General features: G+C 69.0%; 22 protein-coding genes. 14 read left to right on the top strand and 8 right to left on the bottom strand.

The genetic code is table 11. From position 1 onward, the window contains the following. Positions 1 to 32 precede the first annotated feature (32 nt). Genes ACSMFO_RS07020 through mptB form a run of 3 tightly spaced genes read right to left on the bottom strand, consistent with a single transcriptional unit; the run spans position 33 to position 3,362 of the window. Positions 33 to 833 carry an ABC transporter permease gene (locus ACSMFO_RS07020; RefSeq protein ID WP_436457538.1) on the bottom strand — a complete coding sequence of 267 codons (801 nt, stop codon included), beginning with the start codon at positions 831 to 833 and terminating at the stop codon, positions 33 to 35. After that, positions 830 to 1,756 (bottom strand): ABC transporter ATP-binding protein, encoded by a 927-nt coding sequence (locus ACSMFO_RS07015; RefSeq protein WP_436457536.1) that lies wholly within the window; start codon positions 1,754 to 1,756, stop codon positions 830 to 832. Before ACSMFO_RS07015 ends, ACSMFO_RS07020 begins: the two co-directional genes overlap by 4 nt. Positions 1,757 to 1,775: 19 nt before the next feature. Then, positions 1,776 to 3,362 carry a polyprenol phosphomannose-dependent alpha 1,6 mannosyltransferase MptB gene (mptB, locus tag ACSMFO_RS07010; RefSeq protein WP_394362426.1) on the bottom strand — a complete coding sequence of 529 codons (1,587 nt, stop codon included), beginning with the start codon at positions 3,360 to 3,362 and terminating at the stop codon, positions 1,776 to 1,778. 269 nt (positions 3,363 to 3,631) lie between these two features. Between mptB and ACSMFO_RS07005 the strand changes: the two genes are divergently transcribed. From ACSMFO_RS07005 to lepB, 9 genes are all read left to right on the top strand, one after another. Continuing rightward, positions 3,632 to 4,432: a helix-turn-helix transcriptional regulator gene (locus tag ACSMFO_RS07005; protein ID WP_436457534.1), complete on the top strand. Its 801-nt coding sequence runs from the start codon at positions 3,632 to 3,634 to the stop codon at positions 4,430 to 4,432. Beyond that, complete coding sequence (gene sufB / locus ACSMFO_RS07000; RefSeq protein ID WP_034311804.1) at positions 4,429 to 5,877, top strand: Fe-S cluster assembly protein SufB; 1,449 nt, start codon at positions 4,429 to 4,431, stop codon at positions 5,875 to 5,877. Before ACSMFO_RS07005 ends, sufB begins: the two co-directional genes overlap by 4 nt. A gap of 2 nt (positions 5,878 to 5,879) precedes the next feature. Continuing rightward, positions 5,880 to 7,052: a Fe-S cluster assembly protein SufD gene (gene sufD, locus ACSMFO_RS06995; protein WP_436457533.1), complete on the top strand. Its 1,173-nt coding sequence runs from the start codon at positions 5,880 to 5,882 to the stop codon at positions 7,050 to 7,052. A gap of 36 nt (positions 7,053 to 7,088) precedes the next feature. Beyond that, positions 7,089 to 7,859 (top strand): Fe-S cluster assembly ATPase SufC, encoded by a 771-nt coding sequence (gene sufC, locus ACSMFO_RS06990; protein WP_007029703.1) that lies wholly within the window; start codon positions 7,089 to 7,091, stop codon positions 7,857 to 7,859. 39 nt (positions 7,860 to 7,898) lie between these two features. Then, positions 7,899 to 9,185, top strand: coding sequence for a cysteine desulfurase (locus ACSMFO_RS06985; protein ID WP_436457530.1), 1,287 nt, complete (start codon positions 7,899 to 7,901; stop codon positions 9,183 to 9,185). Further along, on the top strand, positions 9,185 to 9,634 hold the full coding sequence (sufU, locus tag ACSMFO_RS06980) for a Fe-S cluster assembly sulfur transfer protein SufU (RefSeq protein ID WP_436457528.1): 450 nt from the start codon (positions 9,185 to 9,187) through the stop codon (positions 9,632 to 9,634). Before ACSMFO_RS06985 ends, sufU begins: the two co-directional genes overlap by 1 nt. Then, entirely contained in the window at positions 9,631 to 10,038 is a 408-nt protein-coding gene (locus ACSMFO_RS06975) for a metal-sulfur cluster assembly factor (protein WP_016333171.1), read from the top strand. The genes sufU and ACSMFO_RS06975 overlap by 4 nt, the downstream gene beginning before the upstream one ends. A gap of 142 nt (positions 10,039 to 10,180) precedes the next feature. Continuing rightward, positions 10,181 to 10,510 carry a YnfA family protein gene (locus ACSMFO_RS06970; RefSeq protein ID WP_037344048.1) on the top strand — a complete coding sequence of 110 codons (330 nt, stop codon included), beginning with the start codon at positions 10,181 to 10,183 and terminating at the stop codon, positions 10,508 to 10,510. 18 nt (positions 10,511 to 10,528) lie between these two features. Beyond that, positions 10,529 to 11,314 (top strand): signal peptidase I, encoded by a 786-nt coding sequence (gene lepB / locus ACSMFO_RS06965; protein WP_436457527.1) that lies wholly within the window; start codon positions 10,529 to 10,531, stop codon positions 11,312 to 11,314. Here the strand turns inward: lepB and ACSMFO_RS06960 are convergent. Both ACSMFO_RS06960 and ACSMFO_RS06955 read right to left on the bottom strand, forming a co-directional pair. After that, positions 11,238 to 13,202: an ABC1 kinase family protein gene (locus ACSMFO_RS06960; RefSeq protein WP_436457526.1), complete on the bottom strand. Its 1,965-nt coding sequence runs from the start codon at positions 13,200 to 13,202 to the stop codon at positions 11,238 to 11,240. The two genes, lepB and ACSMFO_RS06960, sit on opposite strands and share 77 nt — an antisense overlap. Before the next feature lie 13 nt (positions 13,203 to 13,215). Continuing rightward, on the bottom strand, positions 13,216 to 14,433 hold the full coding sequence (locus tag ACSMFO_RS06955) for an MFS transporter (RefSeq protein ID WP_436457524.1): 1,218 nt from the start codon (positions 14,431 to 14,433) through the stop codon (positions 13,216 to 13,218). 89 nt (positions 14,434 to 14,522) lie between these two features. Here ACSMFO_RS06955 and ACSMFO_RS06950 point away from each other — a divergent pair, with 89 nt between their 5' ends. The 4 genes from ACSMFO_RS06950 to ACSMFO_RS06935 are packed head-to-tail and all read left to right on the top strand — an operon-like array spanning position 14,523 to position 18,037. Then, entirely contained in the window at positions 14,523 to 15,092 is a 570-nt protein-coding gene (locus ACSMFO_RS06950; protein ID WP_436457522.1) for a TetR/AcrR family transcriptional regulator, read from the top strand. 9 nt (positions 15,093 to 15,101) lie between these two features. Next, complete coding sequence (locus tag ACSMFO_RS06945) at positions 15,102 to 16,331, top strand: sensor histidine kinase (RefSeq protein ID WP_436457520.1); 1,230 nt, start codon at positions 15,102 to 15,104, stop codon at positions 16,329 to 16,331. Continuing rightward, positions 16,328 to 16,981: a response regulator gene (locus tag ACSMFO_RS06940; protein WP_037344054.1), complete on the top strand. Its 654-nt coding sequence runs from the start codon at positions 16,328 to 16,330 to the stop codon at positions 16,979 to 16,981. Before ACSMFO_RS06945 ends, ACSMFO_RS06940 begins: the two co-directional genes overlap by 4 nt. 18 nt (positions 16,982 to 16,999) lie before the next feature. Continuing rightward, on the top strand, positions 17,000 to 18,037 hold the full coding sequence (locus tag ACSMFO_RS06935; RefSeq protein ID WP_436457518.1) for a serine hydrolase: 1,038 nt from the start codon (positions 17,000 to 17,002) through the stop codon (positions 18,035 to 18,037). A gap of 3 nt (positions 18,038 to 18,040) precedes the next feature. On the opposite strand, the gene cysC is transcribed toward ACSMFO_RS06935, so the two are convergent. After that, positions 18,041 to 19,867 carry an adenylyl-sulfate kinase gene (gene cysC, locus ACSMFO_RS06930; RefSeq protein ID WP_436457517.1) on the bottom strand — a complete coding sequence of 609 codons (1,827 nt, stop codon included), beginning with the start codon at positions 19,865 to 19,867 and terminating at the stop codon, positions 18,041 to 18,043. Continuing rightward, positions 19,867 to 20,775, bottom strand: a complete 909-nt coding sequence (cysD, locus tag ACSMFO_RS06925) for a sulfate adenylyltransferase subunit CysD (protein ID WP_400562973.1) — start codon at positions 20,773 to 20,775, stop codon at positions 19,867 to 19,869. The genes cysC and cysD overlap by 1 nt, the downstream gene beginning before the upstream one ends. Positions 20,776 to 20,852: 77 nt before the next feature. Between cysD and ACSMFO_RS06920 the strand changes: the two genes are divergently transcribed. Continuing rightward, complete coding sequence (locus ACSMFO_RS06920) at positions 20,853 to 21,320, top strand: nuclear transport factor 2 family protein (RefSeq protein ID WP_016333182.1); 468 nt, start codon at positions 20,853 to 20,855, stop codon at positions 21,318 to 21,320. 57 nt (positions 21,321 to 21,377) lie between these two features. Here ACSMFO_RS06920 and ACSMFO_RS06915 read toward each other — a convergent pair whose 3' ends face one another. Continuing rightward, on the bottom strand, positions 21,378 to 22,259 hold the full coding sequence (locus tag ACSMFO_RS06915) for a helix-turn-helix domain-containing protein (RefSeq protein ID WP_436457515.1): 882 nt from the start codon (positions 22,257 to 22,259) through the stop codon (positions 21,378 to 21,380). Positions 22,260 to 22,335: the final 76 nt, after the last annotated feature.

Raw genomic sequence — 22,335 nt, 5'->3', positions numbered from 1 at the left:
TTCCACCGGCCGCACCGGCTGTGTCGGCCGCCTCAGGTGAGCTTGGTCGTCTTGCTCGCCAGCGCGCCCGCGACGACGCCCCAGCCGACGAGCACCGCGAACGGGCCCCAGCCGAACGAACCGTCCAGCAGCACCGACCGCAGGCCTTCGGCGAGCGCCCCCGAGGGCAGCAGTTCGACGATCCACGCCACGCCGGACGGCATCGTCGACGGCGCCAGCAGGATCCCGCCCGCGAGCAGCAGCACGAACCAGACGATGTTCGCCAGCGCCAGCACGGCTTCCGCGCGCAGCGCCCCGCCGAGCAGCAGGCCCAGCGCGCCGAACGCGAGCGTGCCGACGATCAGGAACGGGATCGCGCCGAGGATCCCGCCGAGCGACGGCGACCAGCCCAGCAGCGCGGCGACGACACCGAGGACGACCGCCTGCAGCGCGACCACCACGAGCGCGGCGGCGACCCGGCCCGCGACGAGCAGCCAGCGGGGCAGCGCGGTCGCGGAAAGCCGTTTGAGGACGCCATAACGACGGTCGAAGCCCAGTGCGATGGCCTGTCCGGTGAACGCGGACGACATCACCGCCAGCGCGAGGATCCTCGGCGTGATCCAGTCCACTTTGGACGAATCGCCGAGTTGCGACGACGGCAGGATGTCCAGCAGCGACAGGCCGATCAGCAGCGCGAGCGGGATGAGCAGGGTCAGCAGGATCTGCTCGCCGTGGCGCAGCGTCAGGCTCGCCTCGACCTTCGCGTGCGTGCGGAGCATCTTGCCGAGCGAACCTCGACCGGGGGCGGGGGTGAACGTGCCCGCGGCGAACCGTGGCGTGGGCGTCGTCGTCATGCGCGCAGTTCCCGTCCCGTCAGCTCCAGGAAGACCTCTTCCAGCGTGCGCCTGCCGACCTGCAGTTCCTCCGGCATGACCCCCTGCTGCGCGCACCACGCCGTCACCGTCGACACCACCTGCGGATCGATCGCGCCCTCGACGAGATACGTGCCCGGCGCCGATTCGTGGACGAGGTGCCCCTCGGGCAGTGCCGCGGTCAGCAGCGCGGTGTCGAGCCGCGTGCGGGCCTTGAACCGCAACTGCGCCGTCTCGCCCGCTTCGACGGTCAGCGACTGCGGGGAGCCCTCGACGACGACCTTGCCGTGGTCCACGATCACCACGGTGTCGGCCAGCGTTTCGGCCTCCTCCATCAGATGCGTGGTGAGCAGCACGCTGACCCCGTCGGCGCGCAGCGCTTCGAGCAGCTCCCAGACCAGGCGGCGGGCCTGCGGGTCCATCCCCGCCGTCGGCTCGTCGAGGAAGAGCAGCTCCGGCCGTCCGACGAGCGCGCAGGCGAGCGAGAGCCGTTGCTGCTGCCCGCCGGAAAGCCGTTTGAACGGCGTCTTCCTCGCTCCCGAAAGACCGAGGACGTCCAGCAGCCAGGCCGGATCGAGCGGATTCGCCGCGCACGCGGCGACCAGGCCGAGCATCTCGTCGGCGCGGACGCCGGGATACGCGCCGCCGCCCTGGGGCATCACACCGATCCGCGGCCGCAGTGCCGAACCGTCCCGCGACGGATCCAGGCCAAGGACCCGGACTTCGCCGTCGTCAGGCCGCAGGAAGCCTTCGCAGATCTCGACGGTGGTGGTCTTGCCGGCCCCGTTCGGGCCGAGCAGAGCGAGCAGGGTGCCACGTTCCATCCGCAGGTCGAGTCCATCGACGGCGGTGGTGGATCCGTAGCGCTTCACCAGCCCGGTGATCTCGACGGCGGGGGCGTTCACGACAGGTCACGATACGGCCTCACGCCGGGACCGAATGCTCCGGGGACGGTCTGGACAGCAGCAGTGGTGAGAGGCGGTGGACGATGAACAGCCCCAGAAGCGTGACGACCCCGGCGGCCGCCCACGCGAACGGCAGGACGAAACCGCGGCCCTCGAAGGTGCTCCCCGTCGTCGGCAGGAGGAACGGCAGGACGGCGGTGACGATCGTCGCGGCGATGCGGAACCGCGAGGTCCCCGCCGCCGCGGCGAGCGGGATGATCGCCCACAGCAGGTACCAGGGCTGCAGCGCGACGTGCAGCACCATCACCGCGCCGAGGGAGACACCGAGCCCGATGATCGGCCGGTAGCGCCATTTGAAGCTGTCCCAGAGGAACTTGACCGTCACCGCGCCCGCGACGAGATAGCCGAGCGAGCCCAGGATCGGCACCATCGCGTTGGTGTGGTTGCCGAGGCCGAGCGCGATGCCGAGGACGCCGCCGAGCGCGGCGAGTTCCGACGTCGGCGAGATCCACGAGCGGACCAGCCCCGGCGTCCCGAGCGCGCCGACCCAGCCGAAGCCGAGGCCGGTGCCGTAACAGACCGCCACGAGGGTCACCCCGAACAGCAACGCCATCGGCACCGCCGCCGTGACCAGGTCCTTGATCCGGCCGTGCCAGCGTCTGGCCACCATCACCGTGAAGAACGGCAAGGCCAGGATCGCGTTGATCTTCACCGCGACACCGAGGGTGATGAGCACCACCCCGAGCCCGATGTACAGCAGTTCGCCCTTGGCCAGCGGCGGCGGTTCGTCGTTCTTGAACCGCACCGGCATCCGCTGGAGGCCGACCTCAAGCCCGGCCACCATGAGCCCGATGGCGAGCGCGTCGTTGTGGGCGCCGGCGACGAAGTGGAAGATCAGCAGCGGGTTCGCCGCGCCGAGCCACAACGCGGTGGCGGGCTGCACGCCGAACCGCCGGGCCAGCCGGGGCAGCGCCCAGATGATCAGGATGACGCCGATCAGCGCGAGCCCGCGCTGCAGCAACACGCCGGTGACGATGTTGCCGCTGCTCAGCGGGGCGAGCCAGCCGCCCAGACGCAGCAGCAGCGGGCCGTAGGGCGCCGGGGTCTCGCGCCACATGTTGGAGACGCCCGAGGTCAGCGGGTCGGAGACGCCGAGCGCTTCGGCCGGGCCGAGGGAGTACGGATCCATCCCGCGCGCGACGATCTCGCTCTGCGCGAGATAGCTGTAGACGTCGCGCGAGAACAGCGGCGGGATGAACAGCAGCGGCGCGCACCAGAGCGCGATGGTGCGCGCGAGCTGGCCCTGGGTGGCGAGGCGGCGGCGCGCGGGCTGCGCGAACCGGCCGAGCAGCAGCCAGCTGAGCACGATGATCGCCATCCCGGCCAGGCCCATCGCGAGCGAGACCATCGGGATCCGGGTGAACAGCCGCAGGACCGGGATCTCCTGCACCGGGTTGATGACCGGGGCGGCACCCGCGCCGAGCGAGCCGAGGGCGAGGAACAGGGAGCCGACCGCGCCGAACCGGCGGACCACGTTCAGCCCGCGCAGTTCCTTGTCGTCCAGCGGTTCCGGATCGTGCGGGCGCCCGGGCACGAGCGTCGCCACCGACCCCGCCGCCCGGTCTTCGTCCTTGTCCCGCTGTGCCGGGTGATCGCCCACTACCACGCACGAAGGGTAGCGATCCCGGGAACAGACCGGGCGGGTACGTGGTTACCGAGGGCTGAAAGGGCCCTTCGCCGCGTGCGATGCGGTGAAGGACGCTTTCGTCTCATCGCATGCGGGGAAAGCGTCCTTCAGCCGCTCCGACGTGACCCACGCCACTCCGTGAGGCACCCCTCTTTGCCGTCTCCCCGGAAATACGTCACACTTGTGTTGTGAAAAAGACGGGGACGCAGGACGAGGCCGGTGGCGACATGCCCCGCGCCGAGGTCCAGCCTGTCCCCGTGCAGGTCGGCCCCGAGGGCCGGACCAGGCACGAAGTGGCCCGTTTGCTGCTGGAACAGGGTCCGATGACCGCCGTCGTGGTGGCCGAGCAGCTGGGTATCAGCGCCGCCGCCGTCCGCCGTCATCTCGACGCGCTGCTCGCCGACGGCGAGGCCGAAACCCGGGACGCGCCCCGCCGGGGCCCTCGCGGACGAGGCCGTCCCGCCAAGAACTTCCTCCTCACCGAAGCCGGCCGCGCCCGCTTCGGGCACGCCTACGACGACCTCGCGTCCTCGGCCATCCGCTTCCTCGCCGAACACGCCGGCGAAGACGCCGTGAAGGCCTTCGCGGAGGCTCGGGTCGCTTCGCTGGTCGGTCCGCACCAGGACGCGATCACCAAGCACACGGACCCGGCCACCCGTGCCGAGGCTCTCGCTGCGGCGCTGACCAGGGAGGGCTACGCTGCGTCGACCCGTCAGGTCGGTGTCGGCGAACAGCTCTGCCAGCACCATTGCCCGGTCGCCCACGTCGCCGCGGAGTTCCCTCAGTTGTGTGAAGCCGAGACAGAGGCTTTCGCGGAACTTCTGGGTACTCACGTGCAGCGGCTGGCGACCATCGCACGCGGTGACAACGCGTGCACCACACACGTACCCGTCGTTCCGGCGGGTCACCCGGCCACACCCGCGCCGGGAAGCACGGCGCCCTCCCCAGGGCGCACAGCACGGATCCCGAATGGAGGGAAACCCGCATGACTGCCGCTGCCGAGCAGCGCACTCCCACCACCGCGCCCATGAGCCAGGAAGAGACCATCGAGTCCCTTGGCAAGTACGCGTTCGGCTGGGCGGACTCCGACGAGGCGGGCTCTACTGCCCGTCGCGGACTGAACGAGGACGTCGTCACCGACATCTCCTCGAAGAAGTCCGAGCCGGAGTGGATGCGCGAAGCGCGACTCAAGGCGCTCAAGCTCTTCGACTTGAAGCCGATGCCCAACTGGGGTGCGGACCTCTCCGGGATCGACTTCGACAACATCAAGTACTTCGTGCGGTCCACGGAGAAGCAGGCCACCTCCTGGGAAGACCTGCCCGAGGACATCAAGAACACGTACGACCGGCTCGGCATCCCCGAGGCGGAGAAGCAGCGCCTCGTCGCCGGTGTCGCCGCGCAGTACGAGTCCGAGGTCGTCTACCACCAGATCCGCGAGGACCTGGAGGCGCAGGGCGTCCTGTTCCTGGACACCGACACCGCGCTCAAGGAGCACCCGGAGATCTTCAAGGAGTACTTCGGCTCCGTGATCCCGGCCGGGGACAACAAGTTCTCCGCGCTGAACACCGCGGTGTGGTCCGGCGGTTCGTTCATCTACGTGCCCAAGGGCGTCAAGGTGGACATCCCGCTGCAGGCGTACTTCCGCATCAACACCGAGAACATGGGTCAGTTCGAGCGGACCCTGATCATCGTCGACGAAGACGCCTACGTGCACTACGTCGAGGGTTGCACCGCGCCGATCTACCAGTCCGACTCGCTGCACTCGGCGGTCGTGGAGATCATCGTGAAGAAGGGCGCCCGCTGCCGCTACACGACCATCCAGAACTGGTCGAACAACGTCTACAACCTGGTCACCAAGCGCGCCAAGTGCGAAGAGGGCGCGACCATGGAGTGGATCGACGGCAACATCGGCTCCAAGGTGACGATGAAGTACCCGTCCGTGTTCCTCATGGGCGAGCACGCCAAGGGCGAGGTCCTCTCGGTCGCGTTCGCGGGCGAAGGCCAGCACCAGGACGCCGGCGCGAAGATGGAGCACCTGGCGCCGCACACCTCCTCGACCATCGTGTCGAAGTCGGTGGCGCGCGGCGGTGGCCGCACCTCGTACCGCGGGCTGGTCAAGGTCGCGAAGCGGGCGCACCACTCGCGGTCCAGCGTCGTCTGTGACGCGCTGCTCGTCGACACGATCTCGCGGTCGGACACGTACCCGTACGTCGACATCCGCAACGACGAGGTCTCCATGGGCCACGAGGCGACCGTCTCGAAGGTCAGCGAAGACCAGATGTTCTACCTCATGTCGCGCGGTCTCGACGAGGCCGAGGCCATGGCGATGATCGTGCGCGGGTTCGTCGAGCCCATCGCGCGTGAGCTGCCGATGGAGTACGCGCTCGAGCTGAACCGCCTGATCGAGCTTCAGATGGAAGGGTCCGTCGGCTAGTCATGTCGGTTACCGAGAACAACGTTTCCGAAGCGATGCGCGAGGGCGTGGTCATCCCGGCCACGTCCCGCGCGGAGCGCTTCACCTCCTACGACGTCGAGGCCTTCGAGGTCCCCGGCGGTCGTGAGGAGAACTGGCGTTTCACTCCGATGAAGCGGCTGCGCGGCCTGCACGACGGGTCCGCCGCCGCTTCGGGTTCGGCCACCGTGGACGCCGACGCCGCACCCGAACTGAAGATCGAGACGGTCGGCCGGGACGACGAGCGCCTCGGCGCCGCGGGTGTCCCGAGCGACCGGATCGCCGCGCAGGCGTACTCCTCGTTCACCGAGGCCACCGTCATCACGGTGCCCAAGGAGACGAAGACCTCGAAGCCGTCGACGGTGAAGATCACCGGCCCCGGCGAGGGCAAGGTCGCCTACGGGCACGTGCAGGTGCGCGCCGAGCAGTTCTCCGAGGCCGTCATCGTCCTCGACCACGCCGGCTCCGGCACCTACGCCGACAACGTCGAGTTCGTCATCGGCGATTCGGCGAACGTCACCGTCGTCAGCGTCCAGGACTGGGCCGACGACGCGGTGCACGTCTCCGAGCAGCACCTCAAGCTCGGCCGCGACGCCACGCTCAAGCACATCGTCATCACCCTGGGCGGCGACCTCGTCCGCGTCTCGCCGACGGCGACGTTCGCCGACAAGGGCGGCGACGTCGAGATGCTCGGCCTGTACTTCGCGGACGAAGCGCAGCACCAGGAGCACCGTCTCTTCGTCGACCACGCGGTGCCGAACTGCAAGTCGCGGGTGATGTACAAGGGCGCGCTGCAGGGCGATGGCGCGCACACCGTGTGGGTCGGCGACGTGCTGATCCGGGCGGCCGCCGAGGCCACCGACACCTACGAGCTCAACCGCAACCTGGTGCTGACGCCGGGCGCGCGGGCGGACTCGATCCCGAACCTGGAGATCGAGACCGGCGAGATCGAAGGCGCGGGCCACGCGAGCGCGACGGGAAGGTTCGACGACGAGCAGTTGTTCTACCTCCAGTCGCGCGGTATCGGCGAAGACGCCGCGCGCCGCCTGGTCGTACGCGGGTTCTTCCACGAGATCCTGGTCAAGATCGGCGTTCCCGAGGTGCGCGAGCGTCTCGAGGCCGCGATCGAAGCCGAGCTCGAAGCCGTGGGCGTCTAAGCCCTCGTCCGTCCACATCAGACTTTTAGGAAAGAAATGCCTACGCTGGAAATCAAGGATCTGCACGCCTCGGTCACGACCGAGGAGGGCCCCAAGGAGATCCTCAAGGGCGTCAACCTGACCATCAAGTCGGGCGAGACCCACGCGATCATGGGCCCCAACGGTTCGGGCAAGTCCACGCTGTCCTACGCCATCGCCGGCCACCCCAAGTACGAAGTCACCTCCGGGCAGGTCCTGCTCGACGGTGAGGACGTGCTGGAGATGAGCGTCGACGAGCGTGCCCGCGCGGGCCTGTTCCTCGCCATGCAGTACCCGGTCGAGGTTCCGGGCGTGTCCATGTCCAACTTCCTCCGGACCGCGGCCACCGCGGTCCGTGGCGAGGCTCCCAAGCTTCGTCACTGGGTCAAGGAGGTCAAGGAGGAGATGGGCAAGCTGGAGATCTCGTCCGAGTTCGCCGAGCGTTCGGTGAACGAGGGCTTCTCCGGCGGCGAGAAGAAGCGCCACGAGATCCTGCAGCTGGCGCTGCTCAAGCCGAAGATCGCCATCCTCGACGAGACCGACTCCGGCCTCGACGTCGACGCGCTGCGCGTCGTGTCCGAGGGCGTCAACGAGTTCAAGGCCAACAACGACGCCGGCGTCATGCTGATCACGCACTACACGCGGATCCTGCGGCACATCACGCCCGACTTCGTGCACGTCTTCGCGGGCGGCAAGATCGTCGAGTCCGGTGGCCGTGAACTCGCGGACGAGCTCGAGGAGAACGGGTACGTCAAGTACACCGGCTCCGCCGAGACCGCCGCCGTCTGATCACTGAACTTCACGACTACACCGAGAGGAGTTGGCCCGATGACCACCACCACGGCTAACTCTGTTCCGCTGGACGTAGCGGCCATCAGGGCCGACTTCCCGATCCTGACCCGCACGGTCCGGGACGGGAAACCCTTGGTGTATCTGGATTCCGGTGCGACGTCCCAGAAGCCGGCGCAGGTGCTCGAAGCCGAGCGCCGGTTCCTGGAGACCTCGAACGCCGCGGTGCACCGCGGCGCGCACCAGCTCGCCGAGGAGGCGACCGACGCCTACGAGTCCGCCCGCGTGCGGATCGCGGAGTTCGTCGGCGCCTCCCCACACGAGCTGGTGTTCACCAAGAACGCCACCGAGGGCATCAACCTCGTCGCCTACGCGATGAGCAACGCCGCCACGGCCGGTCCCGGGGCCGAGCGGTTCAAGATCGGTCCCGGCGACGAGATCGTCATCACCGAGATGGAGCACCACGCGAACCTGGTGCCGTGGCAGCAGCTCTGCCAGCGCACCGGCGCGACGCTGAAGTGGTTCTCCGTCACCGCGGACGGCCGCCTCGACCTGTCCAATGTGGACGAGCTGATCACCGAGCGGACCAAGGTGCTCGCGTTCACGCACCAGTCCAACGTGCTCGGCACGATCAACCCGGTCGAGTTCCTGGTGAAGAAGGCCCGCAAGGTCGGCGCGCTGGTCGTGCTGGACGCCTGCCAGTCGGTGCCGCACTTCCCGGTCGACCTCCACGCGCTGGACGTCGACTTCGCCGCCTTCGCCGGGCACAAGATGGTCGGCCCGTACGGTATCGGTGTCCTTTATGGACGCCGCGAGCTGCTCGAAGCGATGCCGCCGTTCCTGACCGGTGGCTCGATGATCGAGCTGGTCCGCATGGAGGAGACCACGTTCGCCGCGCCGCCGCAGCGGTTCGAGGCGGGTACCCCGATGACGTCGCAGGCCGTCGGCCTCGGCGCGGCCGCCGACTACCTGTCGGCGATCGGCATGGACCGGGTCGCCGCGCACGAACACCTCCTCACCGAGGCTGCGCTGGCCGGGCTCGGCGAGATCCCGGGCGTGCGGATCATCGGCCCCACCGACATGACCGACCGCGGCGGACTGGTGTCGTTCGTCATCGACGGCGTCCACCCGCACGACTCGGGGCAGGTGCTGGACAGCCTCGGCGTCGCCGTCCGCGTCGGGCACCACTGCGCGTGGCCGCTGCACCGGGCCTGCTCGGTGCCCGCGACCGTGCGCGCGTCGTTCTACGTCTACAACACCCTGTCCGAAGTGGACGCTTTGGTGAACGGTGTGCGTGAGGCGCAGAAGTTCTTCGGGGTGGCGTGATGAACCTGGAGAGCATGTACCAGGAGATCATCCTGGACCACTACAAGAACCCGCACGGCCGCGGTCTGCGCGAGCCGTTCGACGCCGAGTCGTTCCAGGTCAACCCGACCTGCGGCGACGAGGTGACGCTGCGGGTGAAGGTCGACGACGGGAAGGTCACCGACGTCTCCTACGAGGGACAGGGCTGCTCGATCAGCCAGGCGTCCACGTCGGTCTTGACGGATCTCGTCGTCGGGCACACCGTGGAGGAGGCGTTCACCACCATGGACGCCTTCGTCGAGCTGATGCAGGGCAAGGGACAGATCGAGCCGGACGAGGACGTGCTGGAGGACGGCATCGCCTTCGCCGGCGTGGCCAAGTACCCGGCCCGCGTGAAATGCGCCCTGCTCGGATGGATGGCGTTCAAGGACGCCGTCGCCCGCACGACCAACGGAGTTGAGACGGCATGACCGAACAGCAGACCGAAACCCGCGAGGGCCGCACGGCCGCCGACCTCGACGCCGAGACCGCCGCCGCCCCGGACAGCGCCGACGTGGCGAAGGTCGAGGACGTCGAAGAGGCGATGCGCGACGTCGTCGACCCTGAGCTCGGCATCAACGTCGTCGACCTCGGGCTCGTTTACGACATCCGCGTCGAGGCGGACAACACCGCCACCATCGACATGACCCTGACGTCGGCGGCCTGCCCGCTGACCGACGTCATCGAGGACCAGACCGGTGCCGCGCTCGTCGGCGGGGGAACGGGGCTGGTCAAGGACTTCCGGATCAACTGGGTCTGGATGCCGCCGTGGGGTCCGGAGAAGATCACCGACGACGGCCGCGAACAGCTGCGGGCGCTCGGCTTCACCGTCTGACGCACGCTTCGCTCCTTTCGACTGCTAGGAACGGTCCTTTCCTTGCGAAATTCGCAAGGAAAGGACCGTTCATTGCATTCGGGGGGCGGGTAGAGGGCGCCGAGCGTATAACGGCCTATACCGCGTCCCGTAGGCTGCGGGGATGATCTTCCGGTCCATCGCGCTCTTCGCGCTCGCAGCCCTCCTGGAGATCGGCGGTGCCTGGCTGATCTGGCAAGGCGTCCGGGAGCACCGCGGCTACCTTTGGATCGGCGCCGGCGTAGTCGCGCTGGGCCTTTACGGCTTCGTCGCGACCTTGCAACCCGACGCGAACTTCGGCCGCATCCTCGCCGCGTACGGCGGGGTGTTCGTCGCGGGTTCGCTGGCGTGGGGCATGGTCGCCGACGGCTACCGGCCGGACCGCTACGACGTGATCGGCGCGTTGATCTGCCTGGCCGGGGTCGGGGTCATCATGTACGCGCCCCGAGGTTGAGTGGCGCTACTCTGCGCTGTGACCGAAACGGACTTTCCCGCGCCGCCCGCCGACAGACCCGGGCCGAAGCGAAGATTCTCCCCGCTCCTGTTCGTGATGATCCTGCTGGCGGTCGTCGGCGTGGGCGCCGGCGGATACGGGTTCTGGACCCTGATGAGTTACCGGATGGCGAGTGTCGCCACCCCCGCGATGAGCCCGACACTCAAGCCAGGGGTGATCGTGCTCCACCACCCCTTAGGTGTGGCGGAGATTCCCCGTGGCGCGGTGGTCCTCATGGATCTGAGCGCGTTCCCGGGTTCGGCCCCCGGGGAGCTGACCATCAAACGAGTGATCGGTATCGGTGGTGACCAGGTCGTCTGCTGCACGAAGGACAACTTGATCATGGTCAACGGGACGCCGGTCAAGGAACCCTATACCGACTACGAAGGCGGCATCGGAAGGCCATTCAGCGCCAAGGTGCCGCCGGAGGCGCTGTTCGTGGCAGGCGACCAGCGGAATAATTCCGTCGACTCGCAGCTCTTCGCGGGTTCCCCGGGAGACGGTGCCGTTCCTGCGGACAAGGTCTACGGGGTCATCGTCGGGCTGGGGAGTGTCCTCGCCGCCGACCCCTTCCCGCAGACCACCGCGTTCATCGAGGCCGGATTGCCCGGCGATCCGGTGTCCGACACCGGATTCCGTACTTCGCGCAACCTCGCGCTCGGCGGGGCGGGGCTGGTCGCCGTCGGGGTCATCGGGGCGATCGTGATCGTTGTCCGCTCCGCCGGAAAACGACGAAGAGCAGCCGCAATCCCACCAATGCGCTGACCACCAGCAGGTTGTAGCCGAACATCTGGTGCAGCGTGACCCCGGCCAGCACCTCCGGGCCGGTCGCGCTGCCCAGCAGCAGTACGGCCATCAGCCCGGTGGCCACACCGACGAACGCCAGCAGGATCTCGTGCACCAGACCGGTGACCACGTCGCGGTCGCGTTCGTCGGAGAACAGCCGGACGTTGACCGAAAGCCTGCCCTGCTCCAGCGCGTCGCCGATCCGGTCGACGCGGCGGGGCAGTCGTCGCAGCACCGGCAGGAGCGCCATCAGTTCGTTGGTGGCCGTGGACCGCAACGATTCCGGGCGCAGGCCGGCACCGACCTGCTCGGCGGCGTAGGCGCGGGATTCGACGACGATGTTGAATCCCGGTGCCAGCGCGGCCAGCGTCCCCTCCAAGGTGGCCAGGGCGCGGAACACCGCGGCGATCGGCGGGGGCACGCTGAGCTTGAAGTCGGCGATCACCCGGAACAGGTCGGTGAACATGTCGAGATCCGGGGCCTGGCCGTGGTTGAAATGCTTGGCCACCAAGGCACCCAGCGCCCGCTCCAGCCGGCGCTCCTCGATCTCGTCCGGCCGGTCGACGATCTCCAGCAGGCCGTCGCGCAACGCGGCCGGGTCGCCGCGGTCCAGCGCGAGGATCAGGTTCTGCAGACCGCCGCGCAGACCCGAGTCGAGCCTCCCGACGGAGCCGAAGTCGAGCAGGCCGAGCCTGCCGTCGGCGAGCAGCAGGACGTTGCCGGGATGCGGGTCGGCGTGGAAGACGCCGCTGCCCATCACCTGGCCGAGCACGCACCGCAGCATCGACCGCGCGAGTTTCGCCCGTTCCGCGACCGGAACCTGCTCCTTGGCGGCGGCGAGCGGTTTGCCGTCGAGACGCCGCATCACCAGGACACGTTCGGTGGACAGTTCTTTGTGGACGGTCGGAAGGGCGACCTCGGTACCGGGGGAGGCGGCGGTGACCGCTTCGATGTTCCTGGCCTCGGTGCGGAAGTCGAGTTCCTCGACCAGCGCGTCGGCGAATCCTTCGGCGAGGTCGACGACGCCGAGCGAGCGTGCCCAGCCCGCGCGCACGTCCAGTGCGGCCGCCACCCGGCGGACGATGTCGAGGTCCCGCTCGACCAAGGCCTGCACACCGGGCCGCTGCACCTTGACGACCACGTCCTGACCGCCGCGCAGCTTCGCCCGGTAGACCTGCGCGATCGACGCGGCCGCGATCGGTTCCGGGTCGAATTCGGCGAAGATCTCGGCCGGGTCGCCGCCCAGTTCCTCTCGCAGCACCGTCGCCACCTCGTCGGTGTCGGCGAAGGCGACCTGGTCCTGGAGTTTGCTGAGTTCGTCGACGAAAACCGGCGGGAGCAGATCGGACCGGGTCGAGAGCAGTTGGCCGAGTTTCACGAACGTCACGCCGCCCTCCTCCAGCGCGCGCCGCAGTGAGCGCGCCAGTTTGGCGTGCCGGACCTGGGCGAGGCCGGGTTCGCGGCGGCCGGTGAGGTAGCGGCCGAGGCCGTGTTTGATCGCGATCCGGGTGATCTGCGAGTAGCGCCGGGTCCTTGCCGCGCGGCGGCGCATCGACCGGATCCTGCCGATCAGCCCGAGCCCCGAACCGGCGGGGAGCGCGAGTTCCGCGACGAACAGGAAGATCAGCGTGGCCAGGAAAGCGCTGCCCGCCACCGGGATGACCAGCCCGGCGAAGGCGTTCCCCGCGTACATCGCCTGCGGGAACGCGGTGAGGATGCCGCCTGCGACGAGCCAGCCGAATCCGGCGGCGCAGCCCGCGCGGATCAGGCCGATCCGCACCCCCAGCACGCGGCGGGCGCCGACCACGAGCGGCCACAGCATGAGCGCGTAGACGGGCAGGGTGAGCAGGCCGAGCAGCAGGTTCATGCCGAAGAGGACATCACGCGCAGCCCACGCTTGATTCCCGCTGGGGCGGGACAGTGCTCACCCTTGCGAGGGAGCGGAGCCCGAAGTTGTACGTAGTGGTCGCTTCCTTGGGTGCGAACAGGACGCCGAGAACGGCGATCGCCGCCGCCGCGAGGAAGCCGGCGCGAAGATCGAAAAGATCACCCAGGAGACCGATGAGCGGTGCTCCGGCGGCCTGTCCGAGGGCCAGCATCAGGAACGCCACACCGACACCGAACGCGGGCGCCGTCGGGTAAGCCCTGGTGCCCCAGAGGATCAGCACACCGGTCAGTCCGATGTAGACGGCTCCGAAGAGCGCCGCCGCGATGACGAGTGCCGGGAGCGAGCGGGTGGCGAGGGCGAAGAGGGCCGTGGCGGCGGCGAACAGGAGCATGCCCACCGACCAGGCGCGGCGCAGTCCCGCGCGGGAGGTCAGTTCGGCGGTGAACGCGCCCGCCAGGCCGACCGCGCCGAGCACGATCCACACCACCGTCGAGGCGGTCTCGTCGAGTCCGCCGACGCTCACGGCGATGTCCCGGCCGAACGTCCAGATCGCCGCGCTGGCCAGGCCGAGGGTCGCGGCGGCGGGCAGCAGCCGTCCGGTGGCCGGCGGGAACAGCGGCGACGGCAGCCCCCGCGCGCGGTCGTCCTTCGCCGGCGGCACGACACGGGCGATCCACAAGGTCACCAGAGCCGAGGCCGCGGCGAAGGCCCACCAAGCCATTCGCCAGTCGCCGACCGCGAGCAGGGAGACCGGGCCCGAGACGAGCACGCCGAGTCCGGTCCCGGCGTTCACCACGGCCTGGGCACGGTCCCGGCGCGTCACGCGGACGACGCGGGAGACCGCGTCGGCGAGTGAGGGGGAAGCGAGGCCGGTGCCGGCTCCGGCGAGGACGACGCCGAGCGCGAGGACGCCCGCGTTCGGCGCGGCCGCGATCAGGGACGTTCCCGCGGTGGCCGTCGCCCCGGCGGCGAGCGCACCCGCCCGCGCGCCCCAGCGGGTCGTCACGGCGGTGGAAGCGATGACCGCGAGGCAGTACGCGACGTAGCTTCCCGCCGCGATGGCGCCGAGCATGCTGCCGTCGAGGCCGAACTCTGTACGGAGCGTCGGGGCGAAGAGGCCGTACGCGTACCTCGCGAGTCCGTACGAGACCGCGATCAGCGACAACCCGGCCGCGGTGAACGTCAACTCGCGTTTGTACGAAGAAACCATCAGCTCTCCTCCAGAGGTATACCGAGCAGTATACCTCTGGAGTGTTCCCGCATTTCGCGCTCGGGTCAACCGATCGGTATAGTCGAGGCATGCTGACACCGGCGGGCGAGCGTGTCCTGAGCGCCGCGAGCGAGCTCTTCTACCAGGAGGGCCTGAACGCCGTGGGCGTCGCGGCCATCGCCGAGGCCGCTGGCGTCACGAAGAAGACGCTGTACGCGTCCTTCGGGTCGAAGACGGAGCTGACGGTCGCGTACCTGCGAAGCCGTCACGACATCTGGTGGGCGTACCTCGAAGAGCGGCTGGCGGAGGCCGAAGTGCCCCGGGCGCTGACGGTCTTCGACGCCTACGTCGATCATCCCAAGCTGGGAAGCGACCGGGGTTGCGCGTTCCTCAACGCGGCCGCCGAACTGCCCGCCGGGCATCCCGGCCTCGACGTGATCCGGCGGCACAAGGCGGCGGTGCGGGCGAAGTTCGCCGAACTCCTCCGCGAGGACGCGCCGGGCGCGGCCGATCCGGAGCGGCTCGCGGAGCAGCTCTTCCTCCTGCTCGAAGGCGCCGTCGCGCATACCGGCATCGACGGGGACGCGCACCGGGTCACCCTCGCGAGGGAGATCGCGGAGATACTGATGAGGGATCCGCGCGAAGCCGGCACACGCTAGAAAGACCCCATGCGACTTTTCGGCCCGCTCCTGGATCGGGCGACCTACCGCAGGTGGGTCTACTTCATCCTCGGTGGCGCGCTGAGCGTGCCGTATGTGCTCTTCGCCGCCATCATGGTGCCGTCGCTGCTGCCTCTCGTCGTGACGTTGGAACGCGGGACCGTGATCGGGCTGATCACCGTCGTCGTGGTGATGATCGCGTCGTCGTTCATCCCCGCCGTCCGCGTGCTGGAAGGCGCGGCCGTGCGGGAACTGCTGGACGATCCCGTGCCGGGAGTCGTGTTCGGGCCCGCGGGGAGCTGGCCCGTCCGCCTGCGTTCGACCGCGATGTTCCTGCTGCACGTGAGTACCGGTTGCGTCATCAGCCTGGTGAGCCTGTTCGTCCCGGTCGCGTTCGGCTTCACGATCGCCGCCCCGTTCAGTGGCAAGATCGCCCTGACCGCCGAGAGCGCGATCGAGGTGCCGAAAGGCTGGGCGAGCGCGTGGATCCCGGTGGCGTGCCTGCTCGGCGTCGTCGTGCTGGCCTACGTCGTGTGGGGTGCGGGCGCGGTGCTGACCCGCTGCGCCAAGAGCCTGCTGGGGATCTCGGCCGCGGAGCGGATCGCCCAGCTGGAGAAGCGCACCGAACAGCTCGCCGAACGCAACCGGCTCGCGCGCGAACTGCACGACTCGGTCGGGCACGCGCTGAGCGTGGTGACCATTCAGGCCGGTGCGGCGCGGCGCACCCTGAGGTCCGATCCGGAGTTCACCGAGCAGGCGCTCACCGCGATCGAGGATTCGGCCCGCGCAGCCCTGGACGATCTCGACCACGTGCTCGGCCTGCTGCGTGACGAGGCGTCGTCGCGGGCGCCGCAATCAGGGCTGGCGGAGCTGCCCGCGCTGGTCGAGGCCACGCGGCTGGCGGGCGCCGAGGTGTCGGCGGAGATGCGCGGTGATCCGTCCGCGGTGCCGCCGGTCGTCTCCCGTGAGGCGTACCGGATCTTGCAGGAATGCCTGACGAACGCGTTGCGGCACGCCGGTAAGGTGCCGGTGGCGGTCCTCGTCGACGCCGGGGCGGAGCTGTTGCGGGTGCGGGTGTCCAATCCGCTCGGCGACGCGCCGCCGTCACGGGACGGGGGCGGCCGGGGGCTGAGGGGAATGACGGAACGGGTGGAAGTGCTCGGGGGCACGATCACCGCGGGCCGCGCGGACGGATTCTGGAAGGTCGAGGTGGCGGTGCCATGGGGGGAACGGCGATGAGCATCGGGGTGCTGCTGGTCGACGACGAACAGCTCATCCGAGCCGGGTTGCGGGCGATCGTCGCCTCGGAGCCCGACCTGGAGGTCGTCGGCGAAGCGTCCGACGGTGCCGAGGTGCCCGGCCTGGTGTCGCGGTTCCGGCCCGACGTCGTGCTGATGGACGTCCGGATGCCTTCGGTCGACGGGATCCGCGCGACGACCCATCTGATGTCCACTATGGACAATCCGCCGAAGGTGATCGTCGTGACCACCTTCGAGAACGACGACTACGTCTACGACGCCTTGCTCGCGGGGGCGAGCGGCTTCCTGCTGAAGCGGGCCCGGCCCGAGGAGATCGTCGCGGCGATCCGCACTGTGGCGGCGGGGGAGTCGCTGCTGTTCCCGGCCGCGATCCGGCGGCTGGCCGCGCAGCAGGCGAACCGGGGGCCGCTGGACGGCTTGTCCGGAGCCGGGCTCACCGAACGCGAAAGCGAGGTGCTGCGGCTGATGGCGGGCGGACTGTCCAATGTGGAGATCGCGGGCGAGCTGTACCTCGGTGTGCAGACGGTCAAGACGCATGTCGGGAACGTGCTCGCGAAACTCGGCGCGCGGGACCGGACGCAAGCGGTGATCAAGGCCTACGACACCGGATTCGTCACACCGGCGGGCTGAACACGGTAGGGTTCCGGGGTGGATACCAACGTCAATCGTCGTCGCCTGCTGGGGCTGGGCACGGTCGCCGCCGCGGGCGCGGTGCTCGGGACGGCGCAGGTCGCCCAAGCCGCCGAAGAGTCCGATCAGGACATCGCCGCCGTCGACGCCGCGTCCGCCGCGCGCCGGATTTCCCAGGTCTACGCCCGTGAAACCGCGAAGGCGGGCGGCACCTGGTCTTCCTACGTCAGTGTCGCGGATTCCGCCGGGAACCTGGTCCCCGCCGTCTCCGAGCGGGCCGACGAGGTGGTCGAGGCGTACAGCGTCAACAAGATCGCCGTCGCCACAGCGGTGCTCGACAAGATCGACCGCGGACTGCTCACTTTGGACCAGCGTGTCGACGTCACGGCCGACATCGTCATCAAGGACACCGACGGCATCTTCGCCCTCGACGGCGCGTACCCGAGTTCGGTGACCCTCGGGCACGCGATGGCCGCGCTGCTGACGCTGTCCGACAACACCGCCGTCCGCCTGTGCGGGCTGGTCTGTCCCGCCGCGGAACTCAACGAGATCCTGCGCGGCAAGGGTTTCGTGCACACCCAGGTCGTGCCGGTGGCGAACCCGAACCGGTTCTTCCTCGGCAAGACGACCCCGGCCGAAACGCATACGCTGCTGCGGAAACTGGTCGGCGGGACCCTGCTTTCGGCGAAGTCCACCGAGTACCTGCTGAACATCCTGCGGTCGCTGAGCGCGTTCACCGACGGCGTGCGGCTCGACCTGACCTCGGCCGAGCGGCTGCGGGTCGCGACGAAGGCGGGCTGGTTCAACGACGGCCGTAACGAGGCCGGAGTGATGTTCAGCGCGGACGGCAAGCCGATCCTCACTTATTCGCTGTTCGCCTCCGGCGAGTTCGCCGGCGATCCGGCGGTGAACAAGGACGACTACGCGGCGACGCATCCGGCGTTGCGGGCGCGGGCGAAGCTCGGCAGGACGATGTTCCGTTCGGTCGAGAAGCTGACGGCCGCCACCGCCCGCACCTACGCGGCCGCTCCGTACCGGGCGACCAACGGCGGCTGACCGTCAGTCGAGCGCGGCGAGGATCAGCGCGGCCATCGCGGCGGGATCCCCGTTTTCGGGGCGCAGCACCAGATCCGGGCTCTCGGGTTGCTCGTAGGGAGCATCCACCCCGGTGAACCCGCTGATCTCGCCCGCCCTCGCCTTCGCGTACATCCCCTTGGGGTCGCGGTCTTCGCAGACCTCCAGCGGGGTGTCGACGAAGATCTCGAGGAACGGCAGCCCGGCGGCCTCGTGCGTGGCGCGGGCGAGTTCGCGGTCGGCCCGGTACGGGCTGATCAAGGAGACCACCGACACCACACCGGCGTCGGCGAACAGCTTCGCGACCTCGGCGACGCGGCGGACGTTCTCGGCGCGATCGGCGGGGCTGAAACCGAGGTTCCCGTTCAGCCCGTGCCGCAGGTTGTCGCCGTCCAGCAGGTACGCGGGCCTGCCCGACGCCACCAGCCGCCGCTCCAGTTCCACGGCCACACTCGATTTCCCGGACGCGGAAAGCCCGGTGAGCCAGACGGTGAGCCCGCGTGTCGCGCGTTCCGCCCTGGTGACCGCGGCGGTGTGCCAGACGACGTTCGACGCGGTCACGCTCGGCCCGGTGATCATGCCCGCCGCGACCGTCGCGCCGGAATGCTCGTCGACGAGCAGGAAACCTCCGGTGGAGCGGTTGCGGCGGTAGGAATCGAACAGCAGCGGCTGCCGGGAACGCAGCCGGATCCGGCCGATTTCGTTGAGGAACAACGACTTCGCTGTCTCGTCGCGGTGCAGGGTGGTGACGTCGAGCCGGTAGTCCAGGTCGCGGATCTCGGCCTTGGTCTCCCGGGTGGTGTGCCGCACGAGGAAGGTATTCCCTGCTTTCAAAGCTCCTTGTTCGGAGAACCAGCACACCATCGCGTCGACGTCCCGGCTCGTGTGGGGACGGTTGCCGGGGCGGCAGATCAGGTCGCCGCGGCCTAGGTCGAGGTCGTCTTCGAGTTCGATCGTGACGGCCTGCGAAGCGAAGGCCTCGGTGACCGTGGTGCCGCCCGGGCCCCAGATCGCGCGCACCGTGGTCGTGAAACCGGAGGGCAGGACGGCGACCTCGTCACCGGGTTTGAACACCCCGCCCGCGACGGTGCCCGCGTAGCCGCGGAAGTCGCGGCTGTGCTCGCGGATCACGTACTGCACGGGGAATCGCGCGTCGATGAGGTTGCGATCCGAGGCCACGTGCACCTGTTCGAGATGATGCAGCAGGGAAGTCCCTTCGTACCAAGGCATACTGGCGCCCCGGTGCACGACGTTGTCGCCGTGCAACGCCGACATCGGCACGAAGGTGAGGTCGTGCACCTGAAGTTTCATGGCGAACCGGCGGAACTCCTCGCGGATCTCTTCGAAGCGTTCCTGCGACCAGTCGACCAGGTCCATCTTGTTGACGCACAGCACCAGATGCGGGATCCCCAGCAGGCTGGCCAGGAACGCGTGCCGCCGCGACTGTTCGAGCACGCCCTTGCGGGCGTCGATCAGGATCAGCGCGAGATCCGCCGTGGACGCGCCGGTGACCATGTTGCGGGTGTACTGCACGTGTCCCGGCGTGTCGGCGATGATGAACTTCCGCCGTGGGGTGGCGAAATAGCGATGGGCGACGTCGATCGTGATGCCCTGTTCGCGTTCGGCGCGGAGACCGTCGGTCAGCAGCGCGAGGTTCGGGTACGCCTCACCGCGGTCGCGGCTGGTGCGTTCGATGGCTTCGAGCTGGTCGGTGAACACCGTCTTCGAATCGAACAGCAGGCGGCCGATCAGCGTCGACTTCCCGTCGTCGACGCTGCCCGCGGTCGCGAGGCGGACCAAGGAAGCGCTCATCAGAAGTAACCTTCCTTCTTCCGGTCTTCCATGCCCGCCTCGGAGATCCGGTCGTCGGCGCGGGTGGCGCCGCGTTCGGTGAGCCTGCTGACCGCCACTTCGGCGACCACTTCGCCCGGTGACGTCGCCGTCGACTCGACACAACCGGTGCAGGTCGCGTCGCCGACGGTGCGGAAGCGAACCGTTGCCTCGTAAGGACTTTCGCCTTCGTTCAAGGTGAGGAAGCGCGTGTGCGCGAGCAGCATGCCGTCCCGCTGGACGACCGGACGCCGGTGCGAGTAGTAGATCGACGGCAGGTCGACGTTCTCCGCCTCGATGTACTGCCAGATGTCGAGCTCGGTCCAGTTCGACAGCGGGAAGACGCGGATGTGCTCACCCTTGCGATGCCTGCCGTTGTACAGATCCCACAGCTCCGGCCGCTGGTTGCGCGGATCCCACTGGCCGAACTCGTCGCGGAAGCTGAACACCCGTTCCTTCGCGCGCGCCTTCTCCTCGTCGCGCCGGGCGCCGCCGAAGACCGCGTCGAAGGAATGCTCGCGGATGCCGCGCAGCAGGGCGGCGGTCTGGAGCCGGTTGCGGCCGGCCTTCGGGTCTTCGACGACGCGCCCCGCGTCGATGTCGTCCTGGACGCTGGAGACGACGAGCCGGAGCCCGTACCTGCCGACCGTGCGATCCCGGAACTCGATGACCTCGTCGAAGTTGTGCCCGGTGTCGACGTGCATCACCGGGAACGGGGGCGGCGACGGCCAGAAGGCCTTGGCCGCGAGGTGGAGCATCACCATCGAGTCCTTGCCGCCGGAGAACAGCAGCACGGGCCGTTCGAAGGTCGCCGCGACCTCGCGGAAGATGTGCACGGCTTCGGCTTCGAGTGCTTCGAGATGGGTGAGCTCGTAGGCCGGGGACGCCATCGTGACCTCCGTCGTTCGAGATCAGAAAAGTAGAACAAGTTCTTGTGCTTGGTCAAGGGGAGGAGGACGCTGTCGGCATGGACCTGGTCGCGCTTGAAGAGATCCGCCGCCTGAAAGCCCGCTACCTCCGCTGCCTCGACCTCAAGCTGTGGGACGAGATGGCCGGGACCCTGACCGCCGACGTGCACGCGCGGTACGGAACGCCGTCGTACGGCAAACCGCTGACCTTCGAAGGCCGCGAAGCGATCGTCGAGTTCTTCCGGAACGCTGTCGGTCCCGGTGTCACCACGGTGCATTTCGCCGGGCAGCCGGAGATCGACGTCGACGGCGACACCGCGACGGGCACCTGGCTGATGCGGGACAAGGTGATCGTGCCCGAGCACCGGGTGATCATCGAGGGCGCGGCGTACTACGAGGACACCTACCGGCGGGTGGACGGCGTGTGGCTGACCGCGTCCACGCAGTACGACCGGCTGTACGAAACGATGATGTCGATGGACGACGTGCCGAGCCTGAAGCTCACCGCGAACCGGTGGTCCTCCTGACCCGCGTTTAGTCCTCTAAATGCGGTCCCGGCGCGGACAACTGCCGCATTTAGAGGACTAAACGCGCGTGGGGTGGAGGCCACCGGATTCGGCCGTGACGGCATCGGCGGCCGCGACCAGCGCGGCGCCCCGTCGCGCGATTTCGGCGCCGGTGACCGGCTCGCCGACCGAGAGCGTGAGCACCAGCTCCTGCCGTCCCGAAGCGTCGAACGTCGGGGCGGCCAGCAGGCTCACCGCGTGCTTGCGCCGCGGCTCCAGATCGGCGCCGAGATAGACACGCTCGCCGAGGCTCGAGACGAGTTCTCCCACCAGGCCTCGCACCTCCGGCGGCAGTTCCTCCGCGCCGACGCCCGCCATCAGCGCGTAGAGCCGCCGCCCCGCGGAAGTCAGGCTCTCCACCAGATAGCCGTGCTCCCGGCATTCGGCGACGACGCGGCGAAGGTGCGCTTCATCCAGTCGAACGGGCACCGCCGGGGGTTTGGCGAGCCACGCGTCGAACGCCGCGTCGGAGTCCCAAAGCACGTACATCAGGCCGACCGGCGGCGCGAACGGATACGTCTCACCCAGTTTGACGCGGCCCGGCCCGGCGCTCTGCAGCATCAGGATCCGATCGCCGACCACGGCCGACGCCGTGCACGTCGCGCCATAGCGCCTGCTCAAGTCCTCCAGATGACGTCGCGCGACCTCACTCGCGCCGAAGCCTTCGCTCGCGACGCGGCCGGCGGCGATCATCGCGGGCCCGAGCCGGTAGGTGACTGGCTGAGGGTCGCGGACCAGGTAGCCGCCCGCCGTCAGCTCGGTGACGATGCCGAGGCAGGTCGGTTTCGCCAGGTCGAGCTCGCGCGCGAGTTCCGAAAGCCCGAAGCGCCGGCCGGGGTGCGCGGCGAAGAAGTCGAGCAGCCTCACGACTCGCTCGGTGGGCGGGGAATGCCGGGCCATTGACCCATCCTTAGAACGCGTTCTAGTCTGATGATGCGAAGAACGTACCAAGTCGGTACATATGTGTACCAGTATG

The sequence above is a fragment of the Amycolatopsis sp. w19 genome (assembly GCF_051373225.1).
GTDB lineage: Bacteria > Actinomycetota > Actinomycetes > Mycobacteriales > Pseudonocardiaceae > Amycolatopsis > Amycolatopsis japonica.
The sequence above is the reverse complement of the archived record's forward strand: the minus strand, read 5'-3'. Positions and strand labels throughout refer to the sequence as shown.